The organism is Bifidobacterium sp. ESL0704, from assembly GCF_029392075.1.
GTDB lineage: Bacteria > Actinomycetota > Actinomycetes > Actinomycetales > Bifidobacteriaceae > Bifidobacterium.
The window spans coordinates 387,792-411,588 of sequence record NZ_CP113929.1 but is presented as its reverse complement, the minus strand read 5'-3'; the positions used below and the strand labels follow the sequence as shown (position 1 = coordinate 411,588).

The following is a 23,797-nucleotide window of genomic DNA, read 5'->3' as shown; positions in this document are numbered from 1 at the left end:
CACAGAAAAAATATAAAGGATTTTATCTATGTATATGATTACCAGACACAACACGAAGCCGTGGCTGGCCCGCATTATGGCTATTTCCGTAGCAGTAGCGACATTGCTCACCGGCACTGCCATCGCTCAGACAGCGAACGCCGGGCCCAGGCCGCAAGCAGACGAAAACGTCGCCGCAAACGCAGCATCCGGCAATGGCAATGCGCCGGATGTCGTCGCCAGCTATTCAACCGGTTGGCAGGGAGGCCCGAATGCACTCAACGACGGCTCTCCCGATGCCAGCGACTATAAGGGATGGGGCACATGGGGCAACGTAAGTCCCAGTGAAAACGCGACATACACATGGAAGCGCCCCGTTACCATCTCCTCTTCGAAGATTTGGTATTACAACAATGTCGTCGGAGGAGACGGCGGCGTGCTGCTCCCCTCGAACGTCAAAATCGAGTATCTCAACTCGTCAACCGGAGACTTCGAGGAAATCAGTAATTTGGTCACCGATCAGGACTTCCCCGAGACACCGACCAAAAGCAATTACGGACCCTTTACGTACACGTTCGATGAAGTAACCACCAAGGCGCTACGCCTGACGGTCATGAAACGAGCGAATGACAACAGAGGCATAACACTCGGAGAATGGCAGGTGTTCGGAACCAGCCAAGAGGAACCAGTCGACCCGGGCGCACCTGACGAGTTCCTTTGGACACAGGAAATCTACCTGCGCACAACCATTGGCGTAAACCCCACCTCCCAATTGCCCACACACATATGGGCGACACCGGAGAACGGGCCGACCGTTAAACTTCCGGTAACGTGGAATTCCATTCCCGCAGAAGACTATGGCACGGCCGGCACCACGAAGACGGTACACGGTACGACCACGGCCGGCACATATGGAGGCAAAACCATACCGGCCACGGCAGTTGAGGCATCATTGTCGACGTTCGCAACGCTTGACACAACGATAACCGATGTGGAATATGTCTCCACGCTCACCACTGCGGGCATCGCGCCGGTCTTCCCGAATACCGTATATGTACAATATGCGGATGGCTCCAAACAGTCCGGCGTCGCAGTGACCTGGGACACATCAGCTCTCACTGCCGCCGATTATGACGCAGTCGATGACATGGGAACGGTCGACGGCACCGTTGCGGGCACGAGCATTCAATCCTCTGCCACATTTATCGTCGTCGAGCCCTCGCCGACAGATGCCCCTCCTGTAGTTTCCCTGGACTTCGACCAAGACGCTCTCGGCGCGACCGGATGGTATACCTCAAAGCCAATGTTTACCCTCACCGCCCAAAGAGGTGTTTCCAACGTCCCGATCACGGCCCTTGATTATCGAATCGACAATGGTGCCTGGCAAACCTACCATGGTGCAACCGCCATCGATTTGCAGGGATCAGTCACCGTCGAAGGCAGAGCCACCGACGCCAACAACAAGACGCAAACGCAAAAGCAGAGCATCAAAATCGACACGCAAGCGCCCACGACGACCATAACCAAGAAGACCTTGGCGAACAATGGCAAAGACATGACAATCGCTCTTCAGTCCTCGGATGGAGACAAGGGATCCGGCGTCACCCGTGTCCTTTACTCCACCGGTCCGTCCTCGAACCCGAAGAGCAACGAGAACACGATGTGGGGCACGTATACGGATAACGACAAGATCCATGTTCAACTCGCATCGAACGCCGATACCTATGTCCACTACTACGCTCAGGATGCCGCAGGCCATGCGGAGGCCTACAAATCTGAAAACCTCGGCAAGGCACAAACCCCTACAGTTGTATCTGCCACCGGCATCACGATCTCTGCACCGGGAGCCGTCGATGGCAAATTAGCCATGAAACGCGGCGGCGCTATGCAATTGACCGCTACGGTTACGCCTGAAGATGCCACAGATAAATCCGTGACATGGTCTTCTTCAGATAACTCGGTAGTGTCCATAGACGCAAACGGCAAAGCCACTGCTCTCAAAGCCGGAAAGGCAACCATTACGGCAAAGGCGAACAACAACCCGAATACGTCGATAGCTGTTCAAGGCGAAGATGAGGTACTTGCCCAATTGGAGATTACGGTTTCCAATACGCAAAAAGACGTGCTGGAATCTGCCGTAGCGAATGCGGAGAAACTCAAGCAAAGCTCCTACACACCTGACTCTTGGGCCGCTGTAAGCGAAGCCCTTACAAAGGCAAAGCAGGTTCTTTCGAACAACAATTCGACTGAAGAGGAAGCAACCGCTGCTTTGAATGGTTTGCAGACAGCGGTGAAGAATCTGGTACCCGTGAGTTCAGGGACGAATCCCAACCAGCCGAACCGGCCGAACCAGCCTGTTCGACCCAATCAGCCCAACTTGCCTGGACAGCCTGGACTATCGAACAAACCGCATAGATCACAGAAGCAGCAAAACACCGATGGCCACAAGCAACTCAGCGCAACCGGTTCAACAGTCCTTTCCCTAGAATTGTTGACCCTAACCCTGTTTGTTCTCGGCACGGCGATTACCTTCGCCAGAAAGCATGCATGAAACCGTAAGCAATAAAAACCGTTCATGCCAAGTAATGCCCGGGCAACGAAAACACTTCCGTTGCCCGGGCATTACTGTTCAATAACTACGCTTTCCTGGCTCTTACACAAAAACACAAGAATGCCAAAGAATCTGTAATGACATAGAGACTCTGATTGGCGAACTCATTATCCCCATTGAATTATTTGCCTTTGGCGGCTTTCTTCGCTTTGCGGCCTTTGAAATAGATGTCGAAAACGATCCAGGCACCAAGGATGAACGCGACGACATAACCCATGAAGCCGACCACGGGGATGCCGAAAACGATGGGTTTCATACCGGCGTAATAGACGATGGACGAACCGACGAACAGACCAACCACGATCAGCGCCATCGTAAGCCTGTTGACCATGTCGGAAATCTGCTTCAGCGGCTCCTCGCTGCCGATGACCTCCATATTCATCCGCAACTGGCCACGGGTGAGCATACGCATGGCGACCTTGCTTTCCGCAAGCGCATCGAGCGAGCCGTGCAGCGCCTTGTTGCCTTCGATGCCAAGCGACTTGATCTCGCCGGCGGCGACCTCGTCCAGACGTTTGCTGGTAGTGGCATGGTCGGTGATGATCTGAATCATGTTGACGTCGGGAATGAATTCGTCAAGCAGTCCTTCGAGCGTGACCAGCGCACGGCTCATCGTGGTGACGGTCGAAGGAACCTCGATGCCGTGGCGCTGCGCAAGATTGGTCAGCGCCATCGCAAACTGCGCGATATTGAGGTCAGCAAGGTCGACTTTCCCGTATTCCTCCACAATCACATCGAGGTCACGGAGAAGCTGTGGATAGTCTTCGGAATCGGGCTCGGCGTCCGCGAACCGCAGCAGGCCATCGGCGAGCGCCGGCGAATCCTGCTTGCCCACGGCGAATATCATCTGCCGCAGCAACCGGCGGGTCTTGCGGTCGAGACGACCGACCATACCCAAATCAATCAGCACGATCTTGCCGCCGGAAATGATGACGTTGCCCGGGTGCGGATCGGCATGGAAGAAACCGTTGTCGAGAATCTGCGCCGCATAATTGTCGACCAGCTTGGTCCCGATTTCCTTAAGATCGTAGCCTTCCTCGATAAGCCTGCCGGTATGGTTGAGTGAAATGCCGTCAATATAATCCATCACCACAACGTGCTGGGTGCACAGGTCCATATACGGCTTCGGGCAATCCATATAGCGGTATGGTTTGCAAAAACGCTTGAATTCGGCCAGATGCCGGGCTTCTATCAAGAAGTCCGTTTCATCCTCGAAGGTGTCCCAAAGTTCCTCGACCACGCCTGAAAGGTCGATCACCTGCACAGTGGAGCCCATGAATTTCGTGGCTGCCTTGGCCACCGAACGCATGATGGAGACGTCCTGCGCCATCGTCTGTCGCACGCCCGGCCGCTGCACCTTCACCGCGACATCTTCGCCGGTGACCAAGGTGGCGCGGTGAACCTGGGCCAGAGAGGCGGAACCCAGCGGCTTGGGATCGATATCCGCGAAGATTTCGTCCACCGGGCACCCATATTCCCGCTCCAGCGTCTCCACGACGGTCTGATAGGGCATCGGATCGGCATCGGCGCGCAGCTTCGCCAACTCATCGCAATATTGCTGCGGCAGAATCTCCGAACGCATCGAAAGCATCTGACCGACCTTGACGAAGGTGGGACCGAGCGCTTCCAGCATCAGCCGCAACTTGCGAGGCGTCAGTCCCTTGGCGATGTCGAACTGCCCCATGATCTTGACGATCTGGCCGAGACGTTTGGCCTTGCCGCGACGGGTCAGGTGATAGCGTTGCGTAAACGACTCACGGCGCCCGAAAAGGCTGACTGCATCGTCGCTGGTTGAACTGGTCTGCGGCACAGACACTTTTTGAGAGGATTCTTCAGGATTGTACTCTTGCGGATGGGACTCTTCAGACCGAGAATCTTTGAGCTTCGATCCCTTCTGCCGGAACTCTTTCGATTCAGACCTTTCCGGTTGGCTTTCCTTGGGCTTAGACCTTTCCAGTTGAGTCTCTTTGGGCTTAGACCTGCTGAGCTGAGATTCTTCCGTTCCGGCAACATCTTCGGCTGCGTCGAGGCTACCGGTATCGGTCGCCTCTTCGGGGCCGTTTTGGGCATAGTCGCCCTTCAGCGCGGCATTGGAAACCTTGTTGTCCATCGTCACCTGAAATCAAAGTCAACAGCTATAGAGCTTTACTCGGCTTTTTCGTCGCTTTCAGCGGACTTGTCGGCAGCCGAAGTGCTGCCCTTATCCTCGGCGTTCTCGGCCTTCATATCGTCTTTGACTTCCTGCGCCTTGTGCTTGAGCTCGGTGTTCAGAGCTTTGCCCTGCTCGACCGTCAGTTCGCCCTTCTTGACCAGCGCGTCGACGATTTCCTGCCCCTTTTCAGCGGTGGTCGCCATTGCCCCGATGCCTGCAAGAACTATGGTACGCAGCCCATCACCCAGTTTGTAATCAGCCATGATTCCTCTTTCACTAGTAGTGACACCCGTACTACTAATCTAGCCTATTTGCAAAGAATATCCCAGCAGTGGAAATAAGACCATCCTTTATACCAACGCATGACGTTACGAAGACGGGACGTTCAATATCGGCGGCCCGGTAGCTTCGGCGGAATATCTCAAACGCGCAAGCACAGCCTTTCAGATCGATGCCATATCCATGATTCCATGATATTGATCCAATATCACTAAAAACAAATACGGCAATACTGGCCATAGCGTTCTATAAAATACCAATATCATCAATACCGATGGTTATCCCGGGAGGCTATGATGCCGTATTCGGACAATCTGCGTGCCGATATCGCACGCACGGATCGACATATCTCCGACTTGTCGGATCAACTCAACGTCACCAAGCAGAACCTCAACCGTCTTCGCGAACTGCTCTCTTACGTCTGCCAAAAGCAAAACAGCTTTCTGGACGAACAGGGGCGACGTCAAAGCAGCTTCAACAAAATCTGGCAGGATTGCGCCAACTGCCATTGCGCGGTCGGCTACAGCAATGTCATGGGCGATATCTTGTTCGGCAATGCTCCCAACAATGTGGCAGGAGCATATTCCGAAGGCATACAGAGCGTGAATCGAGGCATTCAAAAAGCAGAAGAGGAAATCGGCGATCTTCAACGAAGCATCGCCAGCGCCAAAGACTATCGGGCCGATCAGGTCAACCATCTGCAACGAGTCGTGGCAGAAGAGCAGTGGGAAGCCCAACAAGAGGCCAAAAAAGCAGCAATGCGCGCGAGAGGAGAATGGTGATGGCACAGATAGAAGGCGATCTGGTTATCGACGATGATTATGTACTGGGCAGAGGCAAGGCTTTTTCAGACAGAGGCGAGGAACTGGAAGAACAATTTGATACGTTTCTGAAAACCCTCGATGACATTGCGCAGACAGGCGTCGTAAGCGGTTCGTTGCATGAAGCCACCGTCGCTTATAGATCAGTAGCAGCAGGGTTGAAGGGTCAGTTTAAAGCCCTTGGCACTGAGGCGGACGATATATGCAAAAGCCTTATCGCTTCGGTCGATCAAGCCGACGACAAACTTTACGACCGTTAAACATATACAGTTTGGGGAACCATGGAAATCACCATTCACACCGATGTGCTCAGCAAACAAATCAAAACACTTCAGACAATCAACGTCGAACGTAGCGACGATACGGATCAGGTGGGCGACGGCAGCAGCATCGAGGCCATCGCACTGATAGACCGCGATTTTCAAATGTTGCAAGGCGTCTTCGACAACCTTGTAGGGGAAGCGATTACATTTTTCCAACAAGCACTTAACGACTACGAGAAAGCGGACGAGGATAACGCCAAATCCATTGAGAACTCACTGGACCGCTCACCCGTTCCGACACCTCAACAAAACAAATGAATTTCTAGAGCAAGGTAACGAAAACCATGACAAAACGAGATTTCAGGGATGCTACCAAACAAAGGCTGCTGGGAATAGCCAACGAGGTTGCGGGGCAAGATGACTACCCCGGAGGACAGTTCGGGGACTGGGTTGCCGACCAATGGTATGGCTTGGAACACTACCTCAATGGCTTCGACATGGGCACCACCCTCGAGAGCGAAAATACGTATTACCGAAAAGTAATCGACCTGAACAACATGTCGGCTCAGAAAATCAACCAGATCTGGACCAATGTCGATGAAATCAACACCCAGCACGCCTCGCGTCTTGCCGCAATGGTTGCCTCGTTGGAGGATCTGACCCAACAGGTGAGAAACCTCACCGACACTATCAATCCTACGACCGGCGAATTCAACACTCCGTACATCAACTCCACACTCAAAGGCGACATCAGCGATTACACCAACGAATCGGCAATGTTCAAGAAACTCGTTGAAAAAGGGCTCACCTTAAACGATTTGAAATCAAAGAAACCGGAGGAAATCGCCCGATGGTTCGGCGGGCTTGTTCGGGTATACTCCAAAATCGCCCCCAGCTTGGCCGTCGGCCAGAAACTGCTGATACCCGTCGGCAAAAACCTCAATATCGAAGTCGGCAACAGTATTGAAGGAGGAGGGAAAGGACCAATCAGCCTTGACCTGACTTCGACCATCAAAGGCAACGCTGTCGAGCTCGAACGCATGGCTTCCATCAAGCTGGAAAAGGACGGATGGGAATACAAAGCCGAAATCCATGGAACTGAAACCGAATACAGCTGGGCCAAAAAGAACGGCGACAAAAACGACAAAATCCTGGTGACAAAAGACACGGTTCAAAAGAAAATTGATGTCAACTACGAGACCGGGACTGAAACCGATAAAGGTACCGCATCAACCCATGTCGGACTTGACATCCACGACAAAACAGACTGGCATCCACTTAACTATCATCCGGTCAAACCGGTGAAACCTCCATTCGCTGTCATACGCCACGCCTGGAGACAATTACCGGTCTGGAAAAAGACACTCATCATCACCACCGTCGGCATGACAGTGGTGGCCATAGTGCTCAGCGATGGGATGGATGCGGGGATAGCGGTACCGAGCGAAGTTGAACTCCTGAGATTATTGCTCACAGAAGCGGCATGACCATGCAAACACAGCACATTGAATTACGGTCACGCGCCGTCCTCGTCATATTGGTAGTGCTCTCGTCTTTCCTTACGTTAACAGGATGCAGAGCCGATCAGCAATCCTCCAAGCCTGTACCCAAACCGGCGACACAGGAAATCACCTACCCGGCAAACTTCATCAAACACTTTTTCAGCAAAGACGAGCCTACGGCCCAAGACTACGTTCAAGGAATGAAAGATATCGTCCCGGAATATTACACAGACGTCTATGCTCACAAAAACGGCGACATTACCATCGTGGTCACCAAAAAGCAATTGCATAAGCTCATCAAAGAGAACGATGATGACATCAAGGCATCGGAGAAGGACTTCCTGGGCAAGGGCGAGGACTACCGCTACCAGATCGGCAAAGACGGACGCACCATGGACCTCTGGCTCGACAAACACGTCCCGCCCATGGGCGAAGCCGGCATGACCCTCGACCTCCCCCAGGACTATGCGACCAACTACTACCTCAAAGGCGGCAAAGGCGACTGGGACATGACCATCACCTTCCACAACTGCCACACCGGGCAAACCGTCTACCAATACCAATGGAGCCAAGGCAGCAACTACACCATCGACCAATTCGGAGACTAAAACCTTGCCCACCGTTAACTCGCAAACTATCTGAAGAAAGACGAACCAGATGAGTACCAATGCCACAATCTTCAACGGACACGTCACCATAAGCCTGCCCGAAGGATTCGTGAGACACGAATCGAAGGAAAACCAACCACAGCCATCAGACAATCAACCAGATGAATCTACGACAGGGCAGGAAAATCCTTCAAGTAAAACAGATGTGCTCAGTCCAGGCAAGGCCAAACGACTGTTCGACTATCAAGATGATCCGGATACCAGCATCGTGGGCGGAATCTCGCCACAATCTTGGGACGAGGAAAAACTGGAGGAACTGCTCAACCGCTACGCCGATACCCTCTCGCGCAGCCTCCCTTCCTTCGACAATGTCGCCATGGCCACACGGCCCAACCCACATGACGGCAGCACCCTGGCGCTGCTTCAATTCACCTACACCACTCCCGACAAGAACTGGTTCGCCAACCTATTCGTCTTTCCCATCGAAAACCACACCGCAATCCTCTACATGACCTGTACCTACGACAACGCCTTCGTCCGTTCCGACCAATTCATGGACATCGCCGAATCCATCACGATTCTCGAACCCTGATACCGCCTCGTCGCTGCGGCTGTGCGATTCTTTGCTATCGCGGGCGCGTTGCGGCAACGCGACGGGCGCTGGCAGCCAGGGCGTCGATATGAGCGAGTTCGGCTTGCTGCTCCTGCGTCTGCTGCGGCTGGAATTGGCCGTAGCGATGTGTCGCGGCGGCGCGGATGAGGAAGTCGGAAACCTTGGGGTTCTTGGGCAACAACGGGCCGTGCATATAGGTGCCGATGACGTTATGGACACGGGCGCCTTCACTATGATCCTCACCATTGTTGCCGCAACCCTCGTGGTCGACATGGCCGAACGGTGTCACGCCGTCACGCAGGAACGTCTGGCCGGAATGGTTCTCGTAGCCGATGACATCGCCGAACCGGTCGGAATGCTCCAGCAGATTGCCGATCATACGCTTCTCGCGGCCTTCGGTATAGACCCCGAAGATGCCGATGCCATCGAGTCTGGTGCCGTCGATGGTCTCGAAATACTCACCGAACAGCTGATACATGCCGCAGATCATCAGCATCGGCACGTCATTTTGCACCAAGGCACGCAAGGTGTCCGCCCGTTTGAAGAAGTCATCGGAAATCTTTTCCTGCCCGCTGTCCTGCCCGCCGCCGCCGAGGATCATGTCGACATGCTCCGGCCACGGGTCACCTTGGTTATAGGCGTGGATGACCGGCTCGTAGCCATACAGCGCAAGCCGGCGCTTGATGGTGAGCACATTGCCCCAGTCGCCGTAGATATTCATATCCTTGGGATAGATGGACATCACGTCGATCGGACGGGCAGCCTGCGGCTCTTGCGAATTTTCGTTCTGTGTTTCGGTCATCGCTCTCACTTCCCCACCCCGGCGTCGGCGACTTCGGCGTATTTGCCGAGCTCCGAGCGCACCTTGAGCATCGCGGTATACGTGCAATAGATATGTTTCGGCGTGCCGGGATCGGCCGTGACGAACGCACGAACCGCCTCCTCGACGTTCGTATCGGTCTGCCCGACCGTGACACCTTCATATTCCAGCCGCAACGCCATATCCCACGCGCGCACGCCCGAAACCATCTTCACGCCGGTGTCGCGCAACGAGGTGAAATCGACATCCCAGAGCCAACTCATATCGCGGCCGTCGGCATATTCGTCATTGATGACGATCATCGTGTCGTGGCCCTCGGGGGCAAAACTGGAAAGCGACATCCTGAAGCCCATCGGGTTCTTGACCAGCAGCAGCTCGACCGGTGCTCCATCGACCTTGATGACCTCTCCGCGGCCAAAGGCCGGAGTGACGCGTGAAAGGGCGCGCATCAGGCGTTCGTCGCGCGCCCTGGGCAAGGTGGTGTCCGCGTTCTTGATCTGCTCGGTGACCGCGCGCACCACCGCGAGCGCCGCAGCCGCGTTGAAGAGGTTGTAGACGCCCTCGAGCTGGACCGTGGTCTCGAACTCGGCGTCGTCCATCACGAATTCCGCCTCGTGGTCGCCCACACGGCTGAGCACCACATCCGCGAGACGCTGGGAAGCCAACGAATCCGCCAAAGCCGAGGAAGCGGAAACCGTCTCCCGCGCGTCGAGCTTGGGGATAATCCGGTTACCTGACGAATCGAAGATATCGTGTGAGGTTGAGCCATCGTCCCGCTGACCGGCTGGCTCGTCAGAAGCCACTGCCGTCCTTACTGCGGACGCCCCGTCTTGACTTGCACAATCAGCCCCACGACCGGAAGATTCCTCGACTACGTCATTTTCGACATGTGCGCTGGTACTTGTGCCAGCAGTGGCGACGGCACTGGCCAAGGCCGTGTTGACACCCTGCACATTCGCCGCGGCTTTCTGCGCCGCGGACAAATCCCCGGCATGCATGTCATCGTCGGAGGGGAACAGTTTGCGCAGCTCGTCGGAAAGCCCGAAATAACGGACCTGCGTGCCCTGTGGCACCACGTGGGCGAGCGCCGCGATCCGTCGGTCCTCACGGTTCAAGACCACGGTTCCGGTCGTGTTGGCAGCGACGTGGCTCAGCAACCGCGCCGTATTGTCGATCTCGCCGAAGCGGTCGAGCTGATCGCGCATGACATTCAGAAGCAAGGAATACCGCGGCTTGACTTGGTGCACGAAATGCACCGCATACGCTTCATCGAGCTCCAACACTGCGATGTCGGCATCCAGCTTGCCCCCAGCCGAAACTTCGGTCAAGAGCGCCGAAACGACGCCACGGGTGAAGTTGGAGCCGGTGGGGTTGGTGAACACCTTGAGATTGAGGTCCTTCAAGATCGAGGCGATCATGCGGGTGGTCGTGGTCTTGCCATTGGTTCCCGAAACCAGAACGACGCCGTAAGGTAACTGACCTAGCGTGCGCGCCAAAAAAGTCGGGTCGATTTTCTCGATCACCTCTCCAGGTAGCGCACTGCCGCCGTGGTGGAGCAGGCGCGAAAGCCCACGAACAGCCTTGCCGATAGTGGGTGTGGCGAACGCGTTGAACGGCTTGCGCGGCGTTGAGGTTTTGTTCTGCATGTCGTCGTGTTCCTTATCGCCGGCAGAAATGTCTGCATTATTGTCACGAATATTCATGATTCATCGACCTTCTATAACCGTACCCGCTGAACCGACGATTGGCCGAAGGGCTTTGTGTGGTATAGCGACCATCAGATCCCCTGGTTGAAATCCTGCGGCATATCGTGGAAGCGGGAGTATTCGCCTTGGAAGGCGAGCGGGAACGTGCCGGTTTTGCCGTTACGGTGCTTGGCCAGGATGATGTCAGCCTCGCCAGGCCTATCTTCCTCGTTGTAGAAGTCGGGACGGTGGACCAGGAAGACCACGTCAGCGTCCTGCTCGATGGAGCCGGACTCACGCAGATCGGCGAGCTGCGGCTTCTTGTCGTTACGCATCTCGGGGCCGCGGTTGAGCTGAGAAAGCGCGACCACCGGCACCTCAAGCTCCTTGGCGAGCAGCTTCAGCGCACGCGAGAAGCCGGAGACCTCCTGCTGGCGGCTCTCCTCCTGCTTGCCCGAGCTCATCAGCTGCAGGTAATCGATGACCACGAGTTTCAAGTCGTTGGTCTGCTTCAGGCGGCGGCATTTCGCGCGAATCTCCATCAGGCTCATGTTCGGGCTGTCATCGAGGAACAGCGGCGCGTTCTGCATCGCGGTCCAGAAATCGTTCAGCGTGTTCCAGCGCTCCGGGGTCAGGCTGTCGTTGTCCGCACGGCGCAGAGCGACCAGCGGGATGCCGGTTTCGGCGGAGATGATACGCTGGGCCAGCTCGGTTTTGCTCATCTCGAGCGAGAAGATGACGGTGGTCAGGTTATTGTGCAGCGCGGCCGAACGCGCGAAGTCCACGCCCAGCGTCGACTTGCCCATTGCAGGTCTGCCGGCGACCACGATCATCTGGCCGGGCTGCAGGCCCTGCGTCTCGTCGTCGATGCCCTTGAAGCCGGTGGGTACGCCCTTCTCGATGGTGCCGTTCTGCAGGGCGTCGAGCTGGTCGAGCGCGTCGTGGACCACCGGGCCGATGGCCTCGTAATCCTGCCGCACCTTGCCGACGCTCATCTCGTAGACCTCGGACTGGGCGAGGTTCACCACGTCTTCGGCCTGCGAGCCTTCCGCGGAATAGCCGAGCTGGGCGATTTTCGTGCCGGCGGCGATGACATTGCGCAGGATGGCGCGTTGGTGGACGATTTCGGCGTAATACGTAGCATTGGCCGCGGTCGGTACGGCGGCCACCAGGCTGTGCAGGTAATCAGCGCCGCCCACCTTTTCGAGATTGCCGTCTTTTAAGAGCGTGTTGGCGACCAGCACCGCGTCGACGGGCTCCGAGGCCGAAAACAGCGTGATGATTGCTTCGTAGATGGTCTGGTGCTTGGGCTGGTAGAAATCGGTGACGTCGATCATCTGCGAGACTTCGCCGATGGCATCCTTGCTCATCAGCATTCCGCCCAACACGGCCATTTCCGCGTCGTCATCATGCGGCGGGATACGGTCGAACAGCGTCGCGTTGTTTGCGGAAGTGTCGCCGTTAAAGCTATCTTTACGTGTGTTGAAGTCGCGGTTCGAGCGCGTCGAATCCCAGGATTTTCCGTCAGCCATGCCGTCAAGCATAACCAGTCTGCCATAAAAAATCAGCGTTTCGAGCGCCCTTCCTCCGAAAGCTCTACAACACGCTGTCGAAGCGCGAACATGCCCACGTCGATCAATTCGCCTTTCTTCGCGGTTCAGCACATTGACGCTAAGAAAAAACACATTTTCGGGATACTCAATATTTCTTCCGTCGCGCTTATGTGTGGAAATGCCAGGAAAGGCGCAGACTTTACATCGACCGTGATCCGCGATTCGTGATTCGTAATTCGTGATCCGCAATTCGCGATTCGCAATCCGCAATTCGCAATTCGCAATTCGCAATCCGCAATTCGCAATTCGTGATCCGCAATTCGCAATTCGCAATTCGTGATCCGCAATTCGCAATTCGCAATCCGCAATTCGCAATTCGTGATCCGCAATTCGCAATTCGCAATTCGTGATCCGCAATTCGCAATTCGCAATCCGCAATTCGCAATTCGCAATTCGTGATTCGTAATTCGCAATTCGCAATTCGTGATTCGTAATTCGCAATTCGTGATTCGTGATTCGCATTTCGCAATTCGCGCTATCTGGCTGAGCGAAAAATCTCGATTTTGTGGGTTCCCGTACTGACACGCACGGACTTTTCCATGTGGACAAGAAAAAAGAGTTATCCACATTTTGGGCGTGTCACTGGGGATAATGCACAAAGTTATCCACACCATGGGGATAACTCTGTGTACAACGTGGGGATAGAGAACCCTCCTACGATCTGCGATTTGCATTATATCTTATCTTGTGATAGCCGGTTCGGTTTTCGAGAAAACGATTCTCGAACTTGTCCACATGCCATCTTTAGCGACAAAATAACTTTATTATGTCTCAAAAATTCTTGGCAGCGAGACTGGCTGTTACCAGACAGAATATTTGACCACCGACGCAAAGGTTCCACGCAAGACCTCAACCACACTGTCGAATCTCGTCGCCATACTCTGCTCGATTCACCAAAGCGGTAAGGCAGGCAAACCAGGCGAATCCGGCGAACAATTTGATGTTTTCGCCTCGCATCGTACGAAAATACAGAATCTCCCCGCCAGCAGGCCCAGCGGGGAGATCGCAGATAAACAGAAAACGTGCGTTTCAGTCGAAATCAGCACCAAGCGCAGCGAGTTTGCCGCGGAAATCCGCATAACCACGATCGATAAGGCTGATGCCCTGCACGTTCGACGGCCCCTTGGCTGCAAGCGCCGCGATGAGGTGGCTGAAGCCGCCGCGCAGGTCCGGCACATCGATGTCGCGCCCCTCGAGCGGCGTGGGTCCGAAAATGACGGCGGAATGCTTGTAGTTGCGCTGCTGGAAGCGGCACGGCAAGCTGCCCAGGCACTCACGGTAGAGCTGGATGGTCGCCCCCATCTTGACCAGCGGCTTGGTGAAACCGAAACGGTTCTCGTAGACGGTTTCATGCACAATCGACAGACCCTTGGCCTGCGTGAGCGCGACAACAAGCGGCTGTTGCCAGTCGGTCATGAAGCCGGGATGCACATCCGTCTCGATGGCCACGGGCTTCAAGTCGCCGCCTGGATGCCAAAAACGAATGCCTTCGTCGGTGACGTCGAACTCGCCGCCGATCTTGCGGTAGACGTTGAGGAAGGTCATCATCTCGGGCTGCGTGGCGCCCTTGACGAAAATATCGCCGTGGGTCGCAAGCGCGGCGGAGGCCCAAGACGCGGCTTCGATACGGTCGGTCAGCGCGGTATGAGTGAAGCCTTTGAGGGTCTTCACGCCTTCGATACGGAACGTGCGATCGACGTCGACGGAGATGATGGCGCCCATCTTCTGCAGAACAGCGACCAGATCCATGATCTCGGGCTCGGTGGCGGCACCGGAAAGCTCGGTCTTGCCTTCGGCCTGGACTGCGGCGAGCAGCGTCTGCTCGGTGGCGCCCACGGACGGGTACGGCAGATGGATCTTCGCGCCGTGCAGGCCGTCGGGCGCGGTGATGTGGATGCCGTCGGAGTGTTCCTTGTCGACGTTGGCGCCAAGCCTGCGCAGGGTCTCCAAGTGGAAGTCAATGGGGCGGCCGCCGATATTGCATCCGCCAAGCTGTGGAATGAACGCCTCACCCAGGCGGTGCAGCAGCGGACCGGAGAAGAGGATCGGGATGCGCGAGGAACCGGAGAGCGTGTCCACATCTGCCACGTCGGCAAGACGGACGTTGGTCGCGTCGATCTTCAACGTGCCCTTGGCGTCATCCCAGTCAACGGTCGCGCCGTGCAGACGCAACAAATCGGAGACGACGTGGACATCGCGGATCTCGGGAACGTTTTTGAGCATGGATACCCCGGGCGCAAGCAAGGCGGCCACCATCGCCTTGCTCACGAAATTCTTGGCGCCGCGCACCTTAATGGTGCCGCCCAGCGGTTTGCCGCCTTCGACGTGCAGGACATCCTCAGTAGTATCTGCCACAATCAGCCTCTTTCGTCATCACTGTTTATGCTACGCGGAGCACGCTAATTACTCATTCATACCCAGTGTGCCACAGAGGTTGTGGTGGTCACGTAAAGCTCCCCCGAAAATGCGCCCGAGGCCGAACAGAAATACCCCTTCACCGCACACGACACTCGCAACAATGCGCTCTGTCGATTCCCCGGCTCTTGCCGCTCGCTCATTGTGCCGCAGATGAAACGGAGTTGCTGCATACCCGCCAATTATTCGCTCCGGTCGATTTCGTCGCCCCACTCTTTCGCAAATCCTCTACTACTGTTGGTGCCACCAAGCAGCCCCATACAACCCAATTACTACATAAATCTCCATTTTTCAGTCATGTTGGTGCCACCAAGCAGCCCTTTAAAACTCAAATTTCACATATATTAACGAATATCGACAGTCTTGGTGCACCAAGTACCCTGTTAAAGGAGAATTTAGGCGCAAATCACTCATTTTTTAGGATCTTGGTGCACCAAGATGGCTTCTCAGAACGAATTTCACAGATCCTACTCAATTCCGCGCCTACGGTTGTATGTCAAACTCACAAAACTGTCGAACCATGCGTCTGACGGCCCCGTTTCCCGCAATTATCGACTATCCCCTAACGGGAATAGGATCAATCCTCTGCAGCTTTCGATTGAGAATCACGAAACCCCGCAGGACCTAGGTGTTGTCCTACAGAACTACGCGCTTAACATCCCGGAACGGCAATTTTGGACCGCTTTTTCAAAGCGGACTCAATCCTTTGTGGCTCCGCTCGAGAATCGCGAGACCACGCAGGACCTACACGCAGCCCACAGGGCTACGCACCTAACGGTCCAGTTCCCGCAATTATCGACTATTCCCTAACGGGAATAGGCTCAATACCTTGTGGCTCCGCTCGAGAATCGCGAGACCACGCAGGACCTGCACGCAGCCCACAGGGCTACGCGCCTAACGGTCCTGCCCAATTAGAATCATCCACGGGACGAGCGGATTTGACCGGCTGCTCCGGATCATGGCGCGCGGGCAATGTCTTGGGCTTGAAGGGGAAGCGCTGGGCGCGCATCTTCTCGTAGTCGGCGATGGCGTCCTCGTGCTGCAAGGTGAGGTCGATGTCATCGTAGCCGTTCATCAGGCGCCAGCGCGTGTAATCGTTGACATCAAACGGCAAGGTGACGTCGCCGCAAGTCACGGTGCGCTCCCCCAGATCGACGGTCATCTCACGGCCGGGATCCTCCTCCAGCAACTTCCAGAGCAGCTCGACGTTCTCCTGCGGCATGATGGCCGCGAGCACGCCGTTCTTGGCCGTATTGCCATAGAAGATATCCGCGAACCGCGGGCTGATGATGACACGGAACCCGTAGTCGCGCAGTGCCCACACGGCGTGCTCACGTGACGAGCCGATGCCGAAATCGGGGCCGGCAACCAGAATCTTGCCCTTGTTGCGGTATTCCGGCTTGTTCAAAATGAATTCCGGATCACGACGCCACGCATAAAACAGCGCATCCTCGAAGCCCGTCTTGGTGACACGCTTCAAAAAGACCGCCGGGATGATCTGGTCGGTGTCGACGTTCGAGCGCCGAAGCGGGACGCCGACGCCGGTGACCTGTGTAAGTTTCTCCATGATGTTGCTTCCTTTACTGTCAATGCCTATATAACTAGATAATTTGAGAATGACCGCCGACCAAGCGATTTCATCGCCTTGCTCCGACGTTTCGCACCTTGCTTATTGGAGGATTTGTGACGCTATAAGCCACTTTTGCGTCGTAAACCTGCCAGTAGAAAGCTTTACCAGAGGATTCGTGACGCTCAAGGCTACCTTCGCGTCGCAAAACCGCCAACAACAGATCGAACCGGAGGATTTGCGACGCCTCTTGGCTCCAAAGCGTCGCAAAACCTCCAGTAGTCGGAGAGTGGGCGGCTGCCATCAGCGCCTCGAGAATCGACGCTCAGAGGTCGGCGGGGCTCGAGATCGTGCCGCGGATGGCGGTGGCGGCGGCGACCAATGGCGAAGCCAAGTGCGTGCGCCCGCCCTTGCCCTGACGGCCTTCGAAGTTGCGGTTCGAGGTCGAGATCGAGCGTTCGCCGGGCACGAGCTTGTCCGGGTTCATCCCCAGGCACATCGAGCAGCCGGCGTTGCGCCATTCCGCACCGAAGTCCTTGAAAATCTTGTCAAGTCCTTCGTCCTCGGCCTGCAGGCGGGCACGCGACGAGGCCGGCACGACCAACACACGATGGATGGAATCGGCCTTGTGATGACCTTTCATCACCGACGCAGCGGCGCGCAGGTCCTCGATGCGGCCGTTGGTGCAGGAACCGATGAAGACGGTATCCACCGGAATCGACTTGATCGGCATGCCGGGCTTCAAGCCCATATATTCCAGCGCGGATTGCGTGGCTTGACGTTGATCGGCATCGGCAATCGCGGCCGGATCCGGCACGTCGGCGGTAATCGGCGCACCCTGGCCGGGGTTGGTGCCCCAAGTGACGTAAGGCGCGAGGTCGGAAGCGTTGATGGTGACTTCCTTATCGAAGGTGGCGTCATCATCCGTGCGCAGCGTCTTCCAATAGGCCACGGCCTTGTCCCACATCTCGCCGGTCGGCGCGTACGGGCGGCCTTTCAGGTATTCGAAGGTGGTCTCATCGGGGGCGATCATGCCCGCACGCGCACCTGCTTCGATGGACATGTTGCAGATGGTCATGCGTGCTTCCATGGAAAGCGAACGGATGGCCTCGCCGCGGTATTCGATAACATGGCCCTGCCCGCCGCCGATGCCGATCTTGGCAATGATGGCAAGGATGATGTCTTTGGCGGTGACGCCCTTGGGCAGCGTGCCTTCGACGTTGATGGCCATGGTCTTGAACGGCTTCAACGACAAAGTCTGCGTGGCCATGACATGCTCGACCTCCGAGGTACCGATGCCGAAGGCGAGCGCCCCGAACGCGCCGTGCGTGGAGGTGTGCGAATCGCCGCAAACGATAGTCATGCCCGGCTGGGTGAGCCCCAGATTAGGTGCGAACGCGTGGACGATGCCTTGGTCGGCGTCGCCCAACGGATGCAGCAACACGCCGAATTCCTTGCAGTTGCGTTCCAGCGTCGTCAGCTGCTTGGCGGAGGTCTCGTCGGGATTGGGCTTGTCGATGTCGACCGTGGGCGTGTTGTGGTCTTCGGTGGCGATCAGCAGGTCGGTGTGACGCGGCTTGCGCCCGGCCAGTCGCAGGCCCTCGAATGCTTGCGGACTGGTGACCTCGTGCATGAGCATGAGGTCGATGTAGAGCAGGTCCGGGGCACCGTCTTTGCCCTGGTACACCAGGTGATCAGCCCAGACTTTTTGTGCCAATGTGCTTGCCATACGACCTCCTATCGTCGCTTTTGGGGCCGCGACCCCGTCGATACTTCCGCCGCGCGGATTTTTGCGGCTGTATGTAATTCCGAGTATCGGCGTTTGTCAACAATATGGACATTGTTGTTTCATATTTTGAGATGGATAAAGTGATAGACCCCACTGTATAATATTCATGTATGGACTCATTATCACAGGATCCCCAAGAGGCGCGGACCATACGCGCGCCCAAACCAACCGGCAATGCCGCCCAAAACTCGAATCATGCTTCGATTCATGACGAGATTCATTCCGGGGTCGGGGTCCTCGATAAGACGGTCAAAATTCTTGAAGCCCTGGAAAGCGGGCCTTCCACATTAGGACAACTCGTTGCCGCGACCGGACTTGCGAGGCCTACCGCACACCGACTGGCGATTGCGCTGGAGCGTCATCGTTTCGTTCTGCGCGACCAGCACGGTCGTTTCATCCTGGGGTCGCGCTTCGCCGAATTGGCCACTGCCGCCGGCGAAGACCGCCTGCTGACGGCTGCCGGGCCAATCCTCCAGACGCTTCTGGACCGCACCGGAGAATCCGCACAGATCTACCGCCGCCAAGGCGACCAGCGTGTGTGTATCGCCGCCGTCGAGCGGGCGAGCGGACTGCATGATTCCATCCCCGTGGGTGCCATGCTTTCGATGCAGGCCGGCAGCGCCGCGCAGATCCTCGTCGCCTGGGAGGATTCCGAGCGACTGCATCAGGGCCTGCGCCACGCCAAATTCACGACTTCCACGTTGGCGACCGTACGCCGCCGCGGCTGGGCCGATTCGGTCAACGAGCGCGAAGAGGGCGTCTGCTCGGTTTCCGCGCCGATCCGCAACTCTTCCGGCCAGGTCATCGCGGCCATCTCCATTTCCGGTCCCTCCGGCCGCATGGGCCCCTCGCCGGGCCGCCGCTACGCCCCGTACGTCATGGCCGGCGGCAAATACCTGACCAACGCACTGATGAAGGCCAGCGCCGGGCGGTAGAATATCGCGCATATATGCATTACATCGGTGAATAAATCAGGAACCCCATGGTCTGCAACACCAGCTATGGGGTTTATTTTTTATCTCTGAAGTGCAACTGCGCTGACTCGCACGCCAAAATCGCCAAGCGAAAAGTATCGGCGCCTACAATGTCGGCATCTTCAATGAGCAAGTCAGTGGCCCCAAAACGCACCATTCAGACACCACCGTCATAAATGTGCAGCCTAGCGGCTCCAAAACGCATGTTTTCGACGCCACCGTCAAAAACATGCAGCCCAGCAGCTCCAAAACGCATGTTTTCGACACCACCGTCAAAAAAGTACAGCCTAGCGGCTCCAAAACGCACTAATCGCACGCTAGCGTCATAAAAGTTGCTACTTCTTCAGATGCATTTTGCGCAGAATCTGGGCTAGAAGGCGAGGACGACGCAGAAGGTTCGTGCCTTCTTTCGCGGCGTCGGGAGTGCCGTTGAGTGCGTACGTATAGGCCTTGCCGGAACTCGCTTTGCCGACCAGATCGCCGAACTCAAGCAGTTGGGTGCGCGGCTCGTACGGGTGACGGATATCGAATTCGAGAAGACGCGCGGCACGCTGGGCCGGGGCCGGACCGTAGGAGCCGAAGCCGCAGGTCGGTGTGGCCACAAGCGTCAGGCCGCCGATGGAACCGACAAAACGGTTGCGGTGGTCATGACCGGCCAGCAGCGCGAAATAGCCGCCGGTCGACTTGAGGATATCGAATTCGCCGGTATCGACGTCCGGGCAACTGATACCCTCCCCCAAGAAACTGCCGGGCAGCGTCTTGGTCTCGTCAATGACGTAATTGTGGCCGGCGAATGTACGGTAGCCTTCTACGGCGTGCGCGGCGGTGGCCGGAACTTCTTTGAGCAAATCGTAATACTGCGGTACCGGGATGTGCTGGAAGACTATCGATTTGGCTCCCACAAGCCCCGGTGCGACCTTGAGAAAATCAAGCGCCCGCTGGCTCGGTGCTCCGTAACCACCTAGTTTGCCGTAATCGCCTGAATTGAACATCACCAGACCAAGCACGTTGTCACTTTTGTGGTCCTCGCTGACCGGCAGAACGAACGTGCCCGGCTCACAAGGATAGATATACTGCTCAGGCAAGCCGCTGCCGGGCTGCTTGCGAGGGCGATCCGAACGCTTGATGGGAGGTTCCGGGTTCAGGCACCCGGGAAATTCACGATAAATCTCATCAAGTTCGGCATTGGAAAGCCCGCACTGAAAATCGTGGTTGCCGTAAGTGACGGCCCATGGAACGTGACGCTCGATCAGAGGGGAAAGGAACTGAGAAATCTCCTGTCGCACCAGCTCGCGGGTATGTTCAAGCTCCGTGTCGCGCTGGTTGGTCGCCTCCGCTCCCATTGGCCATTTCTGCGGCGTCCACGTGCGCTTGCGGAACGTTTTCGCATAGGCCTGGTCATAACCGGCAATTTGGTTGCCGGAAAAAATAACGATATCTGGACGAGAGTTGTCGAGTGCGGCCTTGATGAGCTTGATGGTGTCTTTGTTCACCTTCGGCCCGTCCTGGATATCCGCCAACACCAAAACGCGGAATTTGCCGGAATCGTGAAACTGCAGGCGACCAAGGCGCACCGAAACCGAAACAGGCCGGGTGTCACCCTCCTGAACCGGCTGAATTCTCGGCTTTGACGAAAGATCATGCGTTCCGTGTGTCTGATCAGTCATGATTCCACCTTCGTGTCGTTGACAATCCCACCACTATCACCAGTATCATTACCGGAATTACTATCTTACAATAGTAAAAAGCCCCGCAACTTAAAAGCTGCGAGGCTTTTGCATCTTTGCTGGGGTACCTGGACTCGAACCAAGAACAACTGAACCAGAATCAGCCGTGTTGCCAATTACACCATACCCCAATTGGCTTGGTGCTGTAGCCGATTAGCAACTATAGCACTTCGTACCTCCAACCGGATTTGAACCGGTGTTGGCGCCGTGAGAGGGCGTAGTCCTAGACCGCTAGACGATGGAGGCTAACTTATTCGCTGCCCTTCCCAAGGCAACAAACAAATAGTCTAGCGAAAACCCCGGCCATGCGCAACCCGGCGTGTTGCACTATGCCAAATGCCGCTGACCTCTGCCGACCAACCCCGTATTTCCGCCATAGATCAGCCGCACAGCAACCAACGAATGCAATACTCATAGTTTCGTGCTGGAAAACCGCACATGACTACACACAAGAGTCCGTTTACCAGCAGCAACGCACACACACTACAAACTAATGCTGGAAAACGGCACCACAGCCGTGCTAAAAGTCCGTTTACCAGCAGCAACGTGCGCACACTACAAACTAATGCTGGAAAACGGCACCACAGCCGTGCTAAAAGTCCGTTCACCAGCAGCAACGTGCGCACGATACAAACTAATGCTGGTAAACAGCACCACAGCCATGCTAAAAGTCCGCTTACCAGCAGCAATTGGGAATTTCATGCCAGTAAACGGACTCTTGTACGAATGGCTTCCTAGCGGGAAGTCACAGGCCATACGAGCTTACAGATGCTCGCGCAGACCTTTCAGACGGGCAAGGGTCAGCGGCTTGCCGACGATCTCCATGGATTCGAAAAGCGGGGGCGAGACACGGCGACCGGACATGGCGACGCGCACCGGGCCGAACGCCAGACGCGGCTTGAAACCGCCGTCCTCGACCAGCGCCTTGTTAAGCGTCTCGTGCAGGTTATCGGTCTTCCAATCGGCGTCGGCAACCTCGGCGAGCGCGGCGATGGCCTTGTCGAGCACCTCAGAAGCGGAATCCTTGAGCGTCTTGCGGGCGTCATCGGCAGGCTCGATGTATTCGGCTTCGCTCAGGAGGCTTCCGGCCATGCCGGCGACCTCGCCGAGCAAGCGCACGCGCGGCTGGACCAGCGGTGCAGAAGCGGTCAAGATCGTACGTTCGCGATCGGTCAGTTTATCCCACGAATCAGCGGAAACCACGCCGTCGCGGTGCAGGTACGGCACGGAACGGTTGAGGAAGTCCTGCGGTTCAAGCATGCGGATATGCTCGGCGTTGATGGAGATGGCCTTGTCGATGTCGAAATGAGCCGGGTTGGCCTTCACGTCGCGGATGTCGAACTTCTCGACCATCTCGTCCATGCTGAACACGTCGCGGTCGGGCGCGATCGACCAGCCGAGCAGGGCCAGATAATTGAGCAGCCCTTCGGGGATGAAGCCGTTGTCGCGGTGCAGGAAGAGGTTGGATTCCGGGTCGCGCTTGGAAAGCTTCTTTTTGCCCTTGCCCATGACGTAGGGCATGTGGCCGAACAGCGGCATTTCTTTCGCCACGCCGATCTTCATCAGGTAGCGATAGAGCACGACCTGACGCGGGGTGGAGCTCAGGAGGTCCTCACCACGCAGCACCACGTTGATGCGCATCAGCGCGTCGTCAACCGGGTTGGTCAGCGTGTAAAGCGGATCGCCGTTGGGACGCACGATGACGTAATCGGGCACAGAGCCGGCCTTGAACTCGATGTGGCCGCGAATCAGATCGTCGAAGGCGATGTCCTCGTCGGGCATCTTCACGCGCAGCGCGGGCTTGCGGCCCTCGGCGCGGAAAGCGGCCTTCTGCTCCTCGGTCAGGTTGCGGTCATAGCCGTCGTAGCCAAAGGCCTTCGGCCGGCCTGCGGCGACATTGCGCGCCTCGATCTCTTCGGAAGTGGAGTAGGACTCGTAGGCGAATCCGGCGTCAAGCAGTTTCTGGGCGACATCGCGATAGATGTCGCCACGCTCGGACTGGCGGTACGGGCCGTCGGGGCCACCGACGTTGATGCCCTCGTCCCAGTCGATGTTCAGCCAGTTCAGAGCCTCAATGATTTGGTTGTAGCTTTCCTCGGAATCGCGCTCGTTGTCCGTATCCTCAATGCGGAAGACGAAGGTGCCATGCGTATGCCGCGCCTCGGCCCAGTTGAAGAGGGCGGTGCGCACCATGCCGACATGCGGGGTGCCGGTGGGCGACGGGCAGAAGCGGACACGGACATCTTTGGGCAGTTCAGGTCGTGAATCAGTTGAGTTTTCAGTCATATCTCCATTATGCCGCGCGTGATTGACGTGAGAGGCAGAAAAGAATACGACAAACGGGCCACCGCCGCACTCGGCGTATGACCCGCTTGTTCA

General features: G+C 56.4%; 18 protein-coding genes and 2 tRNA genes. 8 read left to right on the top strand and 12 right to left on the bottom strand.

Annotated features, from left to right (window positions below; translation table 11 throughout):
• The first annotated feature begins 28 nt into the window (after positions 1-28).
• The gene (locus OZX64_RS01385; RefSeq protein WP_277173292.1) at positions 29-2,530 is read left to right on the top strand and encodes an Ig-like domain-containing protein; all 2,502 of its coding nucleotides are present in this window, start codon (positions 29-31) and stop codon (positions 2,528-2,530) included.
• A gap of 181 nt (positions 2,531-2,711) precedes the next feature.
• Here the strand turns inward: OZX64_RS01385 and OZX64_RS01380 are convergent, their stop codons facing one another.
• A complete protein-coding gene (locus OZX64_RS01380; RefSeq protein ID WP_277173290.1) occupies positions 2,712-4,700 on the bottom strand; it encodes an AarF/UbiB family protein in 1,989 nt (662 codons plus the stop codon).
• Positions 4,701-4,735: 35 nt separating this feature from the next.
• Positions 4,736-5,005 (bottom strand): phasin family protein, encoded by a 270-nt coding sequence (locus tag OZX64_RS01375; protein ID WP_277156405.1) that lies wholly within the window; start codon positions 5,003-5,005, stop codon positions 4,736-4,738.
• A 309-nt stretch (positions 5,006-5,314) separates the two neighbouring features.
• Between OZX64_RS01375 and OZX64_RS01370 the strand changes: the two genes are divergently transcribed.
• The 6 genes from OZX64_RS01370 to OZX64_RS01345 all read left to right on the top strand — a co-directional run bounded on the left by OZX64_RS01370 (position 5,315) and on the right by OZX64_RS01345 (position 8,807).
• Positions 5,315-5,803 carry a hypothetical protein gene (locus tag OZX64_RS01370; protein ID WP_277173288.1) on the top strand — a complete coding sequence of 163 codons (489 nt, stop codon included), beginning with the start codon at positions 5,315-5,317 and terminating at the stop codon, positions 5,801-5,803.
• Positions 5,803-6,102 (top strand): hypothetical protein, encoded by a 300-nt coding sequence (locus OZX64_RS01365; RefSeq protein ID WP_277173287.1) that lies wholly within the window; start codon positions 5,803-5,805, stop codon positions 6,100-6,102. Before OZX64_RS01370 ends, OZX64_RS01365 begins: the two co-directional genes overlap by 1 nt.
• A 21-nt stretch (positions 6,103-6,123) precedes the next feature.
• Complete coding sequence (locus tag OZX64_RS01360) at positions 6,124-6,423, top strand: hypothetical protein (RefSeq protein WP_277173285.1); 300 nt, start codon at positions 6,124-6,126, stop codon at positions 6,421-6,423.
• A 26-nt stretch (positions 6,424-6,449) separates the two neighbouring features.
• Positions 6,450-7,592 (top strand): hypothetical protein, encoded by a 1,143-nt coding sequence (locus OZX64_RS01355; protein ID WP_277173283.1) that lies wholly within the window; start codon positions 6,450-6,452, stop codon positions 7,590-7,592.
• A gap of 215 nt (positions 7,593-7,807) precedes the next feature.
• Complete coding sequence (locus OZX64_RS01350; protein WP_277173281.1) at positions 7,808-8,215, top strand: hypothetical protein; 408 nt, start codon at positions 7,808-7,810, stop codon at positions 8,213-8,215.
• 49 nt (positions 8,216-8,264) lie between these two features.
• Positions 8,265-8,807: a hypothetical protein gene (locus OZX64_RS01345; RefSeq protein ID WP_277173279.1), complete on the top strand. Its 543-nt coding sequence runs from the start codon at positions 8,265-8,267 to the stop codon at positions 8,805-8,807.
• 34 nt (positions 8,808-8,841) lie between these two features.
• On the opposite strand, the gene OZX64_RS01340 is transcribed toward OZX64_RS01345, so the two are convergent.
• From OZX64_RS01340 to leuC, 6 genes are all read right to left on the bottom strand, one after another.
• Positions 8,842-9,630 (bottom strand): glutamine amidotransferase, encoded by a 789-nt coding sequence (locus tag OZX64_RS01340; protein ID WP_277173277.1) that lies wholly within the window; start codon positions 9,628-9,630, stop codon positions 8,842-8,844.
• 5 nt (positions 9,631-9,635) lie between these two features.
• Positions 9,636-11,294, bottom strand: coding sequence for a MurT ligase domain-containing protein (locus OZX64_RS01335; RefSeq protein WP_277174921.1), 1,659 nt, complete (start codon positions 11,292-11,294; stop codon positions 9,636-9,638).
• A gap of 131 nt (positions 11,295-11,425) precedes the next feature.
• Positions 11,426-12,865 carry a replicative DNA helicase gene (gene dnaB, locus OZX64_RS01330; RefSeq protein ID WP_277157474.1) on the bottom strand — a complete coding sequence of 480 codons (1,440 nt, stop codon included), beginning with the start codon at positions 12,863-12,865 and terminating at the stop codon, positions 11,426-11,428.
• A 1,110-nt stretch (positions 12,866-13,975) separates the two neighbouring features.
• Entirely contained in the window at positions 13,976-15,301 is a 1,326-nt protein-coding gene (gene murA / locus OZX64_RS01325; protein WP_277173275.1) for a UDP-N-acetylglucosamine 1-carboxyvinyltransferase, read from the bottom strand.
• 946 nt (positions 15,302-16,247) lie between these two features.
• Positions 16,248-16,928, bottom strand: a complete 681-nt coding sequence (gene leuD, locus OZX64_RS01320) for a 3-isopropylmalate dehydratase small subunit (RefSeq protein WP_277156412.1) — start codon at positions 16,926-16,928, stop codon at positions 16,248-16,250.
• Between the two features lie 325 nt (positions 16,929-17,253).
• Positions 17,254-18,657, bottom strand: coding sequence for a 3-isopropylmalate dehydratase large subunit (gene leuC, locus OZX64_RS01315; protein WP_277173273.1), 1,404 nt, complete (start codon positions 18,655-18,657; stop codon positions 17,254-17,256).
• A 170-nt stretch (positions 18,658-18,827) separates the two neighbouring features.
• Here leuC and OZX64_RS01310 point away from each other — a divergent pair, with 170 nt between their 5' ends.
• Positions 18,828-19,652 (top strand): IclR family transcriptional regulator, encoded by an 825-nt coding sequence (locus tag OZX64_RS01310; RefSeq protein ID WP_277156414.1) that lies wholly within the window; start codon positions 18,828-18,830, stop codon positions 19,650-19,652.
• Positions 19,653-20,026: 374 nt separating this feature from the next.
• Here the strand turns inward: OZX64_RS01310 and OZX64_RS01305 are convergent, their stop codons facing one another.
• From OZX64_RS01305 to gltX, 4 genes are all read right to left on the bottom strand, one after another.
• Positions 20,027-21,358 (bottom strand): metallophosphoesterase, encoded by a 1,332-nt coding sequence (locus OZX64_RS01305; RefSeq protein ID WP_277173271.1) that lies wholly within the window; start codon positions 21,356-21,358, stop codon positions 20,027-20,029.
• A 119-nt stretch (positions 21,359-21,477) separates the two neighbouring features.
• Positions 21,478-21,549 (bottom strand) — tRNA-Gln (locus OZX64_RS01300).
• A 42-nt stretch (positions 21,550-21,591) separates the two neighbouring features.
• Positions 21,592-21,664, bottom strand: a tRNA-Glu gene (locus OZX64_RS01295).
• 516 nt (positions 21,665-22,180) lie between these two features.
• On the bottom strand, positions 22,181-23,704 hold the full coding sequence (gene gltX / locus OZX64_RS01290) for a glutamate--tRNA ligase (protein WP_277173268.1): 1,524 nt from the start codon (positions 23,702-23,704) through the stop codon (positions 22,181-22,183).
• Positions 23,705-23,797: the final 93 nt, after the last annotated feature.

Excerpts from the sequence above, each read along its gene's own strand:
- OZX64_RS01385 (WP_277173292.1), top strand. The coding sequence starts at position 29 with ATGTATATGATTACCAGACACAACACGAAGCCGTGGCTGGCCCGCATT.
- OZX64_RS01380 (WP_277173290.1), bottom strand. The coding sequence starts at position 4,700 with ATGGACAACAAGGTTTCCAATGCCGCGCTGAAGGGCGACTATGCCCAA.
- OZX64_RS01375 (WP_277156405.1), bottom strand. The coding sequence starts at position 5,005 with ATGGCTGATTACAAACTGGGTGATGGGCTGCGTACCATAGTTCTTGCA.
- OZX64_RS01370 (WP_277173288.1), top strand. The coding sequence starts at position 5,315 with ATGATGCCGTATTCGGACAATCTGCGTGCCGATATCGCACGCACGGAT.
- OZX64_RS01365 (WP_277173287.1), top strand. The coding sequence starts at position 5,803 with ATGGCACAGATAGAAGGCGATCTGGTTATCGACGATGATTATGTACTG.
- OZX64_RS01360 (WP_277173285.1), top strand. The coding sequence starts at position 6,124 with ATGGAAATCACCATTCACACCGATGTGCTCAGCAAACAAATCAAAACA.
- OZX64_RS01355 (WP_277173283.1), top strand. The coding sequence starts at position 6,450 with ATGACAAAACGAGATTTCAGGGATGCTACCAAACAAAGGCTGCTGGGA.
- OZX64_RS01350 (WP_277173281.1), top strand. The coding sequence starts at position 7,808 with ATGAAAGATATCGTCCCGGAATATTACACAGACGTCTATGCTCACAAA.
- OZX64_RS01345 (WP_277173279.1), top strand. The coding sequence starts at position 8,265 with ATGAGTACCAATGCCACAATCTTCAACGGACACGTCACCATAAGCCTG.
- OZX64_RS01340 (WP_277173277.1), bottom strand. The coding sequence starts at position 9,630 with ATGACCGAAACACAGAACGAAAATTCGCAAGAGCCGCAGGCTGCCCGT.
- OZX64_RS01335 (WP_277174921.1), bottom strand. The coding sequence starts at position 11,294 with ATGCAGAACAAAACCTCAACGCCGCGCAAGCCGTTCAACGCGTTCGCC.
- dnaB (WP_277157474.1), bottom strand. The coding sequence starts at position 12,865 with ATGGCTGACGGAAAATCCTGGGATTCGACGCGCTCGAACCGCGACTTC.
- leuD (WP_277156412.1), bottom strand. The coding sequence starts at position 16,928 with ATGGAGAAACTTACACAGGTCACCGGCGTCGGCGTCCCGCTTCGGCGC.
- leuC (WP_277173273.1), bottom strand. The coding sequence starts at position 18,657 with ATGGCAAGCACATTGGCACAAAAAGTCTGGGCTGATCACCTGGTGTAC.
- OZX64_RS01310 (WP_277156414.1), top strand. The coding sequence starts at position 18,828 with ATGGACTCATTATCACAGGATCCCCAAGAGGCGCGGACCATACGCGCG.
- OZX64_RS01305 (WP_277173271.1), bottom strand. The coding sequence starts at position 21,358 with ATGACTGATCAGACACACGGAACGCATGATCTTTCGTCAAAGCCGAGA.
- gltX (WP_277173268.1), bottom strand. The coding sequence starts at position 23,704 with ATGACTGAAAACTCAACTGATTCACGACCTGAACTGCCCAAAGATGTC.